Here is a 13,375-nt window from a genome sequence, read left to right on the forward strand (position 1 = left end):
AGCAGGCCGCGCCGCTCCTAAACCAACTCCACGCCCATCGCCGTCGCCTCACCGCCGCCGATGCACAACGCGGCCATGCCCCTGGTCTTGCCGTGAGCTTTCAGGGCGGACAGCAGGGTGGTCAGGACGCGTGCGCCGGAGGCTCCGAGCGGGTGGCCTAGGGCGCAGGCGCCGCCGTTGACGTTGATCTTGTCGTGTGGGATGCCGAGTTCCTGCATGGCGATCATCGGCACGATGGCGAAGGCCTCGTTGACCTCCCACAGATCGACGTCGTCGGCGCTCCAGCCCGCCTTCTTCAGCGCCTTTTGCAGGGCGAAGACCGGGGCGGTGGTGAACAGGCTGGGCTCGTGGGCGTGGGCGGCCTGGCTGACGACGCGGGCGACGGGCGTCAGGCCGAGCGCATCAGCCGTCGACTGGCGCATCATGACCAGGGCGGCGGCGCCGTCCGAGATCGAGGCGGCCGAGGCGGCGGTGATGGTGCCGTCCTTGCCGAAGGCGGGTTTCAGATTGGGAATCTTGGAGGGGTCGGATTTGGTCGGCTGTTCGTCGCGGTCGACGGTGACGGGACCCTTGCGGGTCTTGACCTCGACCGAGGCGATCTCGGCGTCGAAGGCGCCCGAGTCCTGGGCGCGCTTGGCCCGGCCGGCGCTCTCGATGGCGTAGGCGTCCTGCTGCTCGCGCGTGAACTGATAGACCTTGGCCGTGTCCTCGGCGAACTGACCCATCAGCTTGCCGGGGGTGTAGGCGTCCTCCAGTCCGTCCAGATACATGCTGTCGGAAATGACGTCGTGGCCGATGCGCGCGCCGCCCCGATGCTTCTGCATCAGATACGGGGCGTTGGTCATGGACTCCATGCCGCCCGCGACGATGACGTCGGCCGAGCCGGCGGCCAGGGCGTCGTGCGCCATCATGGCCGCCTGCATGCCCGAGCCGCACATCTTGTTGATGGTGGTCGCCTCGGTCGAGACGGGCAGGCCCGCGCCCATCCCCGCCTGACGCGCCGGCGCCTGGCCGAGGCCGGCGGGCAGGACGCAGCCCATGATGATCTGCTCGACCTTGTTCGGGTCCAGCCCGGCGCGCTCCAGCGCCGCCTTGACCGCCACGGCGCCCAGATCGGTGGACCTGGCGTCGGACAGCGCGCCCTGGAAACCGCCCATCGGGGTTCTGGCGTAGGAGACGATGACGACGGGATCGGCGGACATGGTGCGGCTTCCTCTATTTTCGCGAGAGATAGCGATCCGCCCGACCGATGGGAAGGATCAGGAGAAGTGCAGCCGCCGATACTTGCCCCGGAAATAGAGCAGCGGATCGCGTCGCGGCTCGAACCGCGCGCGCGTCACCCGGCCGATGATGACCAGGTGATCGCCGGCCTCGACGATCTGCTCGGCGTCGCATTCGAAACTGGCCAGGGCGCCCGACAGGATGGGCGCGCCGGTGTCCCAGGTCTCCCACGCCACGTCCTGGAACCGGTCGGCATGGGACCGGGCGAAGACGCCGGAAGTCGGCTGCTGGCCGATGTGCAGGACGTTGATGGCGAAATGCTGAGCTTGGCGGAAACGCTCGACGTTGGTGGACGAACGGGCCAGGCAGAACAGGATCAGCGGCGGGTCCAGCGACACCGAGGAGAAGGAGTTGGCGGTCAGGCCGACGGGCTGACCGGCCTCGTCCAGCGTCGTCACCACCGTCACCCCGGTCGCGAAACAGCCCAAGGCGTCGCGCAGGGTGCGGGGGTCGGACCCGGCCTGATACAGCATGGCCTCGCGCGGGGCTTGGCGTTCGAGAAAGCCCAGCAGGGCGGCGTTGTCGGCCTCGACCGGATCGGGACCGCTGTCCTTCGTGATGACCTGCACCGGCAAGTCGGGCAGCAGTTTTTCGACCTCGGGCGACACGGTCCCCTGCCCTTCGGCGACGATCACCAGGCAACTCGCCAAGGCCGGGCCCGTGACAGCGAGCGCGGGGGCCACGGCGTGTAGCACCACGTCCGAACAGACGATGGCGGGGCGCGAGGGGATTTCGGTCAGCAGGCGGCGCAAGGCGGTGGAGCCATCCTCCGCATCGTCGAACCCGGCCGCCAGCACGACGTGTCGCCCCGCCTCGACCAGAGCGCGCACCGACCGGCGCCAGTCGCCCGACAGACGCTCGGGCGCGCCGATCAGCAGGACGATGGGGTCCTCCGGGTCGCCCCAGCTTTCGACGTCGAGGCCTCCGATCCGGGGCGGCGATGCGGTCATGAGGCGAGGCGGTCCGGTCTGTGGTGGGGCGAGAGAGCCGTCCCTAATAAGGGAAGTCCGGCCGCTGACGCCAGCCGGACGATCAGACGTTCAGCCGATAACCGACGCTGGGTTCGGTGACCACCAGGGTCGGCTCGGCCGGATCGGCCTCCAGCTTGTGTCGCAGTTGGCCGACGACGACCCGCAGATATTGAACGTCGTCGGCATGGCCGGCGCCCCAGACGGTCTTGAGCAGATCGACGTGGCCCAGCACCTTGCCGGCGTTGCGCGCCAGATAGGCCAGGACGTCGTATTCCTTGGGCCGCAGCTTCACCCGCTCGCCGGCGCGGGTGACGATGCGGCGGTCCAGGTCGATCACGACATCCCCCGCCGTGACCACGCCGCCCGCGACCGGCGTCAGCGCACCCTGACGCAGGCCCGCCCGGATACGCGCCAGCAGTTCGCCGACGCCGAACGGCTTTTCCACATAGTCGTTGGCGCCCAGATCAAGCGCGACAATCTTCTCGGCCTCGCGGTCGCGGGCGGACAGAACGATGATCGGCCCCTGATAAAACTCGCGCGCCCGCGTCAGCACATCCTTGCCGTCCATGTCGGGCAAACCCAGGTCCAGCACGACGGCGTCGGGGCTCCACAGGGCGATGGCGCGCAGGCCTTCCTGACCGCTGTCGGCGCGGCGGGGTTCATAGCCGGCGGCGTCCAGAGCAGGCGCCAGGAAGCGGTGGATCTGCGGCTCGTCGTCGATGACCAGAACCTGGGGGCGAACGGCGGACATCACAGCAGATCCGGGTGGGTGGCGATGGACTTGGGCAGGCTGATCAGGATGCGGGCGCCGCGCTTGCCGTCGGCGTCGTCCTGGATCGGGCTGGCGGCGGCGATGCGGCCGCGCATGGCTTCGACGAAGCCTTTGGCGATGGCCAGACCGAGACCGGCGCCCTTGGCCCGATCCGTGGACTCTTCCATGCGGCGAAACTTGTCGAACACCCGTTCCAGTTCGGCGGTGGGAATGCCGCGCCCCTCGTCCTCGATGGAGATGACGACGGCGCCGCGATCCTCATAGGCCGCCAGTTCGATGGTCGTGCCGTCGGGGCTGTAGGCGATGGCGTTTTCCAGGATGTTGACCACGGCCTGTTCCAACAGGCCCGGATCCGCCTCCACCATGCTGAGCTGGGCCGGAAAGTCGCGCGTGACCTTGCGCCGGCCCAGGCGACGCGACACCCGGTCGGCGGCGGTGTTCAGGATGTCGCGCACATCGCTCCAGTCGGTGCGGACGTTCAGCCCGCCGCCCTCCAGCCGGGTCATGTCCAAGAGGTCGCCGACATAGCGCGATAGGCGTTCGGCCTCCTCGCGGATGCTGAGCAGCAGGTCGTCCCGGACCTCGGGCTTCAAAGTCGCGCCATAGTCGATCAGGGTCGTCGCCGAGCCAAGGACGGTGGACAGGGGCGTGCGAAGATCGTGGCTGACCGAGTTCATCAGGGCGGCGCGGAAACGGTCGGCGCGACGCAGGGTCTCGGTCTCCAGCGCCTGACCGGCCAGATCGGCCCGCTCCAGCGCCACCGCGCCCTGGTCCAGCAGGGCCATGGCCAGGCGTTCCTCGTCCGAGCCCGCCGCCACGGCCGAGGCGTCGATGCCCGCCACGCCGGCCCGGCCGCGCACGCCCTGCAAGGGCTGAAACCGCCAGTGGGTCTGCGGCAGGGTGCCGGTGCCGTGGCCCGTGACCTCGCCATGGGTCCAGGCCCAGCGGGCAGCCGCCATCGCATCGGGGGCCAGGGTCACGCCCTCGGGGCTGGCGCCGATCAGGACGATATCGTCCTCGTCCGGCAGCAGGACGACCGCCCCGGCGCCGGCGGCGGCCGAGGCCTGCTCCGCCAGGCTGCGGGCCGTGGTCGCGCGATCCTGACCGGCCGACAGGGTCTGGCTGGCGGCCAGCAGGGCCGAGACGGCGGCGGCGCGACGCTGGGCCGCTCTGGCCTGTTCGCGCACCCGTCCGGCTAAAGCGCCCGTGCCCAGGGCCACGCCCCAGAACAGCAGCAGCGTCAGAAAGTCGGTCGGCGAGCCGATCAGGAAGCTGTAGCGGGGCTGAAGGAACAGGAAGTTGTAGGTCAGGAAGGCCAGGGTCGCCGCCGCCAGCGCAGGCCGCAACCCGTTCAGCACCCCCGCCGCCACCACCGCCGCCAGATAGATGACGCCTAGGTCGACCCGCTCGAACCGGGTGTCGAGCAACAGGGCCGCCCCCGTCGCCGCCAGGACAAAGGCCGCGCCGGCCGGATAACCACGCCAGTCCAGCGCCGCCTTGACACCCGACTTCAACGCCGGTTCGGGCGCGGTCAGGTCGCCCTCGGTGACGACGTGGACCGCGACGCCCTGGGCCTTGCGCAGCAGTTCGGTCGCCAGCGCCCGACCGGTCCATTCGCTGAACCGTCCGCCGCGTGTCTTGCCGATGACGATCTGGGTGACGTTGTTCCTGTGGGCGTGATCCAGCACGGCGCGCACCACGTCGTCGCCGCTGATCGTCACGGGCCGGCCGCCAAGTTGTTCGGCCAGCTTGAAGGCCTCGGACAGCCGCCCCGCCGAGCGGGCGTCGGCGCGCGATCCGCTGGGCCGTTCGACGTGGGCCACCGACCAGGGGGCGTCCATCATCATGTCCGACATCCGCCGTCCGGTGCGAACCAGCGAGGCGGTCATGGCGTCGCCGCCGATCAGGACCAGGATCCGCTCGTTCGCCGCCCACGGCCCCGACACGCCCCGCTCGCGCAGGTGCGACAACAGCTGGTCGTCCACCGTCTGGGCCGCGCGGCGCAGGGCCAGTTCGCGCAGGGCCGTCAGGTTCTCGATCTTGAAGAAGTTCTCGGACGCCACCCGCGCCGTCTCGGGCAAATAGACCTTGCCCTCGGCCAGACGCGCCCGCAGATCCTCGGGCGTGATGTCCACGACCTCGATGTCGTCGGCGCCGGTCAAGGCGCTGTCGGGCACCGCCTCGCGCTGGCGCACGCCGGTGATGCGCAGGACGACGTCGGAGAGGCTCTCCAGATGCTGGATGTTCAGCGTGGTCCAGACATCGATCCCGGCGTCGCGCAGTTCCTCCACGTCCTGCCACCGTTTCGGGTGGCGCGAACCCGGCGCATTGGAGTGGGCGTATTCGTCGACCAGCAGCAGTTCGGGACGCCGCGCCAGGGCGCCGTCCAGATCGAACTCCATCAGCGCACGGTCGCGGTGTTCGATCGGCGCGCGCGGCATGACGTCCAGCCCGCGCAGCAGGCTCATCGTCTCCTTGCGGCCGTGGGTCTCGACCACGCCGACGACGACATCCAGCCCCTCGGCCTTTCGTCGGCGCGCGGCGCGCAGCATCTCGTAGGTCTTGCCCACGCCAGGCGACATGCCCAGAAACACCTTCAGCCGCCCGCGCTTGCGGCGCGGAGCGGCTGAAGGGCCGGGCGTGGTTTCGCTCGAAGTCTCGGGCAATCAGCCCTCCGCGCCGAAGCGGGCGTCCAGCGCGCGGTTGGTCAGCAGGACATTGACGTGCGGCTGGCCGATGAAGCCGAGGAAGGCCCCCTCGATGTGCGCGTCGATGATGCTCTGGACCTGCTGCACGCGAACGCCTCTGGCGCGGGCGATCCGCGCGGCCTGAAGCCGAGCGTAGGCCGGAGACACGTCGGGGTCGAGACCGGAACCCGAGGTCGTCACCGCATCGGCGGGGATGATCCCCGGGCCATCCTCGGCGCGGATCGTCTGAGCGCTTTCGGCGACGCGCGCGGCCAGGTCCTCATTCAGCGGCCCCATGTTGGAGCCGGACGAGGCGGCGGAGTCATAGCCGGCGCCCGCCGCAGAGGGGCGGGGATGAAGATAGGTCGCGCCCGCGAAGGGCTGGCCGATCAGGGACGAGCCGACGACCTTGCCGCCTGCGTCACGCACCAGGCTGCCGTCAGCCTGATCGGGGAAGAGGGTTTGGGCGATGCCGGTGACGGCCAGCGGATAGGCCAGCCCCAGCAGCAGGGTGAACAGAGCCGTCATGACGAGGGCCGGGCGAAGTTGGTTGACCATGATCGTCGCCTCAGAAGCTGGCCTTCAGCGTGGCTGCGGCGCGCGCGCCATAGCCGTCGCCGAAGTCGTGTTGATCGGTGTCGTGACAGCGAACGTCCACCGCCAGATTGCTGGTCCGCTGATAGCCGCCGGGGTAGAAGCCGTTCTTGGTCAGGTCGACGCCGTCCGGGATGGCGGGGTTATCCTGGGCCTTGGCCTCGCTGCACAGGCCCAGGCCGGCGATGCCGAGGATGCAGGCGGCGGCGAACCAGGCGTCGTTACGGCCCGAGGCCCTGGAGTGGGATTTACGCATGGAGATGTCCTTGGAAGCGCGCATCAGGCCAGGCCGAGCGCGGAAATGAGAAGGTCGATCAGCTTGATGCCGACGAACGGGGCGATCAGGCCGCCCAGGCCGTAGATCAGAAGGTTGCGACCCAGCAGGGCGCCGGCGCCGATGGCCCGGTATTTGACGCCCTTCAGCGCCAGCGGGATCAGGGCGACGATGACCAGGGCGTTGAAGATCACCGCCGACAGGATGGCGCTCTCGGGGCTGTGCAGATGCATGACGTTCAGCGCGCCGAGCGACGGGAGGGCGACCACGAACATCGCCGGAATGATGGCGAAATACTTGGCCACGTCGTTGGCGACCGAGAAGGTGGTCAGGGCGCCGCGCGTGATCAGCAGTTGCTTGCCGACCTCGACGATCTCGATGACCTTTGTCGGATCCGAGTCAAGATCGACCATATTGCCGGCTTCGCGCGCAGCCTGGGCGCCGGTCTGCATGGCCACGCCGACATCGGCCTGAGCGAGCGCAGGCGCGTCGTTGGCGCCGTCGCCGCACATGGCGACCAGACGGCCCTTGGCCTGTTCGGCCTTGATGAGGCGCATCTTGTCCTCGGGCGTGGCCTCGGCGAGGTAGTCGTCGACCCCGGCTTCCGAAGCGATGGCGGCCGCCGTCACCGGGTTGTCGCCGGTGATCATGACGGTGCGCAGGCCCATGCGGCGCAGGTCGGCGAAGCGCGCCTTCACGCCCGGCTTGACCACGTCCTTCAGGTGGATGACGCCGACCAGGGCGCCGTTCTGGGTGACGGCAAGGGGCGTGCCGCCCGAACGGGCGATCCGGTCCACGGCCTGGCGGAACTCGGCCGGGGCTGAACCGTCGGTCAGGTTCAGATCCTTGAGCACCGCATCGACCGCGCCCTTGCGCCAGCTGTCCTTGCCGACATCCAGGCCCGACTGCCGGGTGACGGCGGTGAAGGGAATGGCGACGCCGCCGGCCGGTTGATCGACCGAGACGCCGGCGTTGCGGCCCAGTTCGACAATGGAACGGCCTTCCGGCGTCTCGTCGGCCAGGGACGCCATGACGGCGGCGGCCAGGGCGGCTTCGGGACGGACGCCCGGAACCGGGATGACCTCGGTCGCCATGCGGTTGCCGAAGGTGATGGTGCCGGTCTTGTCGAGCAGCAGGGTATCGACGTCGCCTGCCGCCTCCACCGCACGGCCCGAGGTGGCCAGGACGTTCACCTTCAGCAACCGGTCCATGCCGGCGATGCCGACGGCGGACAGCAGGCCCCCGATCGTGGTCGGGATCAGGGTGATGAACAGGGCGCCCAGCACCATCGGATCCAAATCGACGCCCGAATAGGCGCCCAGGCCGACCAGGGTCACGACCGCGATCAGGAAGATCAAGGTCAGGCCGGCCAGCAGCACGGCCAGGGCCAGTTCGTTCGGCGTCTTCCTGCGGTCCGCGCCCTCGACCATGGCGATCATGCGGTCGAGGAAGGTGGAGCCCGGCTTGGCGGTGATGCGGACCTTGATCCAGTCGGAGACGACGGTGGTGCCGCCGGTCACCGCGGAACGGTCGCCGCCGCTTTCGCGGATCACCGGGGCGCTCTCGCCGGTGATGGCGGCCTCGTTGACCGAGGCCACGCCCTCGATGATCTCGCCGTCCGAGGCGATCACGTCGCCGGCCTCGGCCAGGATGATCGACCCGACCTCAAGCTCGGAGGCGTTGGTGGGAACCACCGTGCCGGTCTTGGGATCGACGATCAGCTTGGCCTTGGTCGTGACGCGGGTGGCGCGAAGGCTGTCGGCCGCCGCCTTGCCGCGTCCTTCGGCGATGCTTTCGGCGACGTTGGCGAACAGGACCGTGGCCCACAGCCACAGGGCCAGTTGCACGGCGAAGGCCGCAGACTGACCGCCGGCGATGGCAGCCGCCGCCGAGATCGTGGACAGGAGCGCCACGATCCAGGTGGTGAAGATGACCGGGTTCTTGATCAGTTTGACGGGGTTCAGCTTGACGAAGGCGTCGCCGACGGCGCGTCCGATCATCGCCCCGGAGAGCCCGCCCGCGAGGGGCGACGCACGGCCGCCCTCGCGTGGCCCCCCCCCGCTCGTGTCCAATGTGATTTGTGTCATGTCAGGATATCCGGGGGATCAGGCGCCGGCGACCGCGGCGAGCACCTGGAAGTGCTCGACGATCGGTCCCAGGGCGAGGGCGGGCAGGAACTGCAAACCGCCGAGGATGAGGATCACGCCGATCAGCAGGCCGATGAACAGGCCGTTGTCGGTGGGCAGGGCGCCAAGGCTGGGCGCCAGCTTGGGCTTGACGACCAGGCTGCCGGCGATGGCCAGGACGGCGACGGCCGGAATGAACCGCCCGAACAGCATCCCCAGACCCAGTGTCGTGTTCCACCAGGGCGCGTTGGCGGTCAGGCCCGCAAAGGCCGAACCGTTGTTCGCCGCCGCCGAGGTGTAGGCGTAGAGGATCTCGGACAGGCCATGCGGCCCCTTGTTCAACAGGCCCGCCAGCGCCGTCGGGAAGACGGCCGCCACGGCGGTGAAGCCCAGAATGGCGAGCGGCAGGATCAGCACCGCGATCATGGCGAACTGGATCTCGCGCGCCTCGATCTTCTTGCCCAGATATTCCGGGGTGCGCCCGACCATCAGGCCGGCGACGAAGACCGACAGCAGGGCCATGACCACCATGATGGCGATGCCCGAACCGACGCCGCCGGGCAGGATCTCGCCCAGTTGCATCAGGAACATCTGCAAGCCGCCGCCCAGGGGCATGAAGCTGGCGTGCATGGCGTTGACCGAACCGTTGGAGGCGCCCGTCGTGACGACGGACCAGACGGTCGACGCCGGTGCGCCGAAGCGTACCTCCTTGCCCTCCATGTTCACCGAGGCGTCCACATGGGCGGCGACCAGGGACGGCGGTGCTTGCGTCTCGATGACGTACATGGCGGCCGAGGATACGGTCAGCAGGATCAGCGCCGCCGCCGCCAGGGCCTTGATGTCGCGTCCCGCCAGGGCCGTGCGGCCGAAGGCGAAGAAGGCGGCCCAGCCCATGACGTTGATCGCCACGGCGGTCAGCAGATTGGTGATCGCATTCGGGTTCTCGAACGGATGGGCGCCGTTGACGTTGAAGACGCCGCCGCCGTTGATGCCCAACTGTTTGATCGCGACCTGGCTGGCCGCCGGGAACAGCGGCAGGGTCTGGGACCCGCCCTCGACGCCGGTCGCATGGACGTTGGCCGCCAGGCTCTGGACGATGCCGAGACCGGACAGGGCCACGGCCAGGATCAGGGCGGCGGGCAAGAGGACATAGAGTGTGGTGCGCGTCAGGTCGGCCCAGAAGTTGCCGACGCCCTCGCCGCGATTGGCGACGAAGGCCCGCGCCAGGGCGGCGGCGATGGTCGCGCCGGTGGCCGCCGAAACGAAGTTCTGCACCGTCAGCCCGACCATCTGGGTGAAGGTCGACATCGTCGTCTCGCCGCCATAGCTTTGCCAGTTGGTGTTGGTGACGAAGCTGACGGCGGTGTTGAAGGCCAGGTGCGGCGATACGCCCGCAAAGCCTTGCGGGTTCAGCGGCAACACGCCCTGCAGACGCAGGATCGCATACAGCAGCACAAAGCCCGCCAGATTGAAGGCCAGCAGGGCGCCGGCGTATCCAAACCAGCCCTGGCTGCGCTTCGGATCGACGCCGGCCGCGCCGTAGAAGACGGCCTCCACCGGCTTGAGCACCGGGTCCAGCCAGGTCCGTTCGCTGTTCCAGACGCGCGACATATAAACGCCGATGGGCCAGCCGAGCATTACGGCCAGCCCAAGGGTCAGGGCGATCTCGCCCCATCCTTGAATGTTCATGTTGTCCGTCCCGGTCCCTTAGAACCGCTCGGGCCGCAGCAGCGCCGCGACCATGTAAACGGCGACGGCGACCGCCCCCGCCCCCCAGAGTATGGCGATCATCGTCACACCCGTTTCAATGCTGTGGCCAGCAGGGCGAAGGCGGCGAACGCCCCTGCCCCCACCGCCAGAAAGATCACGTCGGCCAATCCGGCCTCCTCAAGCTCAAGTGAAGCAGGAGGAGATCACGCGGGGCCGTAACGGCGCGATGTGAATCCCGGCTCAGGGCATAAAGGAACCATAATGCGGGGCGGCGGGTGCAAAATTCAGAAAGCCTCCGACCCGCAAGGATCGGAGGCTTTCAAAATCGCCACAAACGCTTGGGTCGGATTAACCGCCGTAGCTGCGGCCGCCGCCGCCAAAGCCGCCGCGCGAGACGACGGTGGTTCGGCTCTGCACCCGCGTCGGGGCCTGACGCGCCACGTCGCCGTGTTCGCGCGCATTGGTCAGGGTCTTGCCGGTGCGGTAGTCGCGGTAGGTGTAGCCGCCACCGTAGCCGTTCGATAGCCGGCCTTCCCGGTCGCGATACAGAGGCCCGCCGCCGCGATAGCCGCCGTTCAGCATCTGGCCGACGATGAAGCCGGTCAGCAGCGGGGTGAAGAAGGAGCCGTTGCCGCCCTGGTTGTTGGGCTGGCATTGCGACGGTCCCCACTGGCCTTCGCATTCCTCGCGCGAGGCATAGCGGGGGGCGGTCTTGGCGGCCTCTTCCTGGGCCTTGGCCTGGGCGGTGTCGCATTCGGCAGGGGTGATGTCGTTGGCGGCCTTGCACTCGTCCAGCGACTGATAGGCCAGGGTCGGTTCGGGCTCGGGCGCCGGGACGCGCTGGGGCGAGCCGCAGGCGGCCAGGGAGAAGCTGGCGGTGGCCATCAGGCTGCTGACGTGAAGCACGCGCGAGCGCTTCAGCCGGCGCATGGTGTCTGTCTTGGGGAGGTCCTTGGAATCGGTCATGGCGCTCACGACGTCATGCAGGCGGCGTTGAGCAGGCCGACGCAGATGGAGATGGAGGCCAGATAGACGGCGGCGGCGATCTCGCCCGCCTCGATGCGGACGACCAGGTTACGGAAGGCCATGCGGCTGATGGTGACGAAGACCACGATCTGGATGATCCCGGCCAGCAGGGCCCAGGCCGCGAACTCCATCAGGCTGACGGTGTACGACAGGGCCGAGGCCAGAGGCAGGACATAGCCGATAAGGGCGCCGCCCAGCGCGATGGCGGCGGCGGTGTTGCCCTGACGGATCAGCGTATGTTCGTGATACGGCGTGACCCACTGATAGACCAGTTTGAAGGCCAGGGTGAAGGCGCCCGCCATGGCGAAGGCGATCAGGAAGGCGATCGCCCCTTGCTGAAATACGAACCAGTCGAACATCTGTCTTGCCCCTTAGGTAATCGCGCGCTCAGGCGCGGAACTCGGCCATTTCCAGCGGAATGCCGATCATGATTTCGTGCGTCGTCTCGCCGCCCTCGGGCTGCTGCTCCAGGGCGATCATCAGTTCGCGCCCGCCGCCAAGCTCGCGTGCATACAGCATGCAGGTCTGGAAGATCTTCGCATAGGGCGTGGTCGCGGCGCGGTCGTCCCAGACGCTTTCCCACAGGGTGACCGGCGGCTGGATCGCATCGCTCTCGGCGAACCAGAAACGGGGATAGTCGGGCAGCTCTTCGGCCGCGCCGTGGAAGACCGGCGCCGACAGGCGGTCGCGCCAGATGCGCCGTTCCCGCTCGCCCGGTGGATAGGCCGAAATCCAGGGCACGAACAGGCTGAAGTCATAGGATTCCAGCCCCGCCTCGTCGTCGCTCATGGCCTGAAGCATGACGTGGTCGTCGGTGTAGAAGCGATGGACGAACTGACCGCTGTCCAGACTGACCAACCCCTGCGCCGAGATATCCAGCACGTCGCGATCCAGGGTGAAATGGGTCTCGTCGCCCAGACGGCGCCAGGCCAGAGGGTCCAGCGACACGGTGCGGCCCACGGTGATGTTGCGCACTGTCGCCAGTCGATTGGCGGGCGCTGTCTTCTCCGACGATCCGAAAAGCTTCTTGAACATGGGCGACTATCTAGGCCCGATCCACGCCGACGGCGAGCGAACAGCGACGATGCGACCGAATGAGGCGGTTCATGCCCACAACTTCCGTCCGATCTTGCTTTGAGTCAAGCGTTCATGTTACGCGTTTCATGTAACGACATGCCGAATGACGCCTCATCCTCCTCCGCCGCAAACGACCGCATCCGTGCGTGGCGACAGGCGCGTCGCGAGGCGGGCCTGGTCAAGCTGGAGCTTTGGGCGCCCGCATCCGCACGGGAAGACATCAAGGCGGCCGTGCGCGCCATCGTCACAGATTCCACGCGCGGCCCGCACCTTGCCGGCCAAACCCTTGCCAGGCAGGCGCGCCGCCCCACTTCTGATCCCATCACCCCTGGAGACGACCACCATATGGACGCCGTGATCGAAACCCCCTGGACCGTGCCCGCCATCAAGTCGGCGCTGGACGGTTCCGCCCTGCTGCGCGACGGGGAAATGACCCTGCGCGTGGTCGAGGGCGCCGAGCCAGTGCTGCTGGCGACCATGCACGAATATGGCGACCTGCCGGTCTATCTGAGCGTCGGCGGCGCCCAGATCGTCTGTTCGGTCCTGCTGTGGCCCGTCGCCGAACAGGCCGACCGCCATGCCTTCAACGAGTTCCTGCTGAAGGCCCAGCGCGTGGTGCCCCTGTCCAACTTCGCCATCACCAACGTCGGTGGCGAAGACGTGTATGAGCTGATGGGCGAACTCTCTTGCAAGACGACGCTGCAGACCATCCTGATCGAACTGCGCACCCTGGCCGAGAATGCGATCGACGCCACCGAACTGCGTGAAACCTTCGGCGCCGACGCCGCCTGATCCCGGAAGACCGACCATGTCCATGCTCAGAAAACTGTCCGCCCTGTTTCGGGGTTCGGCCCATG

Annotated in this window: 13 protein-coding genes; 1 reads left to right on the plus strand and 12 read right to left on the minus strand. The window is 68.4% G+C overall.

Annotated features, from left to right (window positions below):
- Positions 1–17: 17 nt before the first annotated feature.
- The 12 genes from WC597_RS09305 to WC597_RS09360 form a co-directional block, all read right to left on the minus strand.
- A complete protein-coding gene (locus WC597_RS09305) occupies positions 18–1,202 on the minus strand; it encodes an acetyl-CoA C-acyltransferase (protein WP_372693069.1) in 1,185 nt (394 codons plus the stop codon).
- Between the two features lie 57 nt (positions 1,203–1,259).
- Positions 1,260–2,231, minus strand: a complete 972-nt coding sequence (locus WC597_RS09310) for a flavin reductase family protein (RefSeq protein ID WP_372693070.1) — start codon at positions 2,229–2,231, stop codon at positions 1,260–1,262.
- A gap of 82 nt (positions 2,232–2,313) precedes the next feature.
- Positions 2,314–3,003 (minus strand): response regulator, encoded by a 690-nt coding sequence (locus WC597_RS09315; protein WP_372693071.1) that lies wholly within the window; start codon positions 3,001–3,003, stop codon positions 2,314–2,316.
- Complete coding sequence (locus WC597_RS09320; protein WP_372693072.1) at positions 3,003–5,690, minus strand: DUF4118 domain-containing protein; 2,688 nt, start codon at positions 5,688–5,690, stop codon at positions 3,003–3,005. The genes WC597_RS09315 and WC597_RS09320 overlap by 1 nt, the downstream gene beginning before the upstream one ends.
- On the minus strand, positions 5,691–6,269 hold the full coding sequence (kdpC, locus tag WC597_RS09325; protein ID WP_372693073.1) for a K(+)-transporting ATPase subunit C: 579 nt from the start codon (positions 6,267–6,269) through the stop codon (positions 5,691–5,693).
- Between the two features lie 10 nt (positions 6,270–6,279).
- Positions 6,280–6,561, minus strand: a complete 282-nt coding sequence (locus WC597_RS09330; RefSeq protein ID WP_372693074.1) for a hypothetical protein — start codon at positions 6,559–6,561, stop codon at positions 6,280–6,282.
- 23 nt (positions 6,562–6,584) lie between these two features.
- On the minus strand, positions 6,585–8,666 hold the full coding sequence (gene kdpB, locus WC597_RS09335) for a potassium-transporting ATPase subunit KdpB (RefSeq protein ID WP_372693075.1): 2,082 nt from the start codon (positions 8,664–8,666) through the stop codon (positions 6,585–6,587).
- 18 nt (positions 8,667–8,684) lie between these two features.
- Complete coding sequence (gene kdpA / locus WC597_RS09340) at positions 8,685–10,394, minus strand: potassium-transporting ATPase subunit KdpA (RefSeq protein WP_372693076.1); 1,710 nt, start codon at positions 10,392–10,394, stop codon at positions 8,685–8,687.
- Between the two features lie 18 nt (positions 10,395–10,412).
- On the minus strand, positions 10,413–10,496 hold the full coding sequence (locus tag WC597_RS09345) for a potassium-transporting ATPase subunit F (RefSeq protein WP_372693084.1): 84 nt from the start codon (positions 10,494–10,496) through the stop codon (positions 10,413–10,415).
- A 267-nt stretch (positions 10,497–10,763) separates the two neighbouring features.
- A complete protein-coding gene (locus WC597_RS09350; protein WP_372693077.1) occupies positions 10,764–11,381 on the minus strand; it encodes a DUF1190 domain-containing protein in 618 nt (205 codons plus the stop codon).
- 5 nt (positions 11,382–11,386) lie between these two features.
- Positions 11,387–11,800 carry a DUF350 domain-containing protein gene (locus WC597_RS09355; RefSeq protein WP_372693078.1) on the minus strand — a complete coding sequence of 138 codons (414 nt, stop codon included), beginning with the start codon at positions 11,798–11,800 and terminating at the stop codon, positions 11,387–11,389.
- Positions 11,801–11,828: 28 nt separating this feature from the next.
- Positions 11,829–12,476, minus strand: coding sequence for a DUF2491 family protein (locus tag WC597_RS09360; RefSeq protein WP_372693079.1), 648 nt, complete (start codon positions 12,474–12,476; stop codon positions 11,829–11,831).
- A 138-nt stretch (positions 12,477–12,614) separates the two neighbouring features.
- Here WC597_RS09360 and WC597_RS09365 point away from each other — a divergent pair, with 138 nt between their 5' ends.
- Positions 12,615–13,310 (plus strand): YjfI family protein, encoded by a 696-nt coding sequence (locus WC597_RS09365; protein WP_372693080.1) that lies wholly within the window; start codon positions 12,615–12,617, stop codon positions 13,308–13,310.
- Positions 13,311–13,375: the final 65 nt, after the last annotated feature.

Origin of the sequence: Brevundimonas sp., from assembly GCF_041648115.1 — a bacterium.
GTDB lineage: Bacteria > Pseudomonadota > Alphaproteobacteria > Caulobacterales > Caulobacteraceae > Brevundimonas.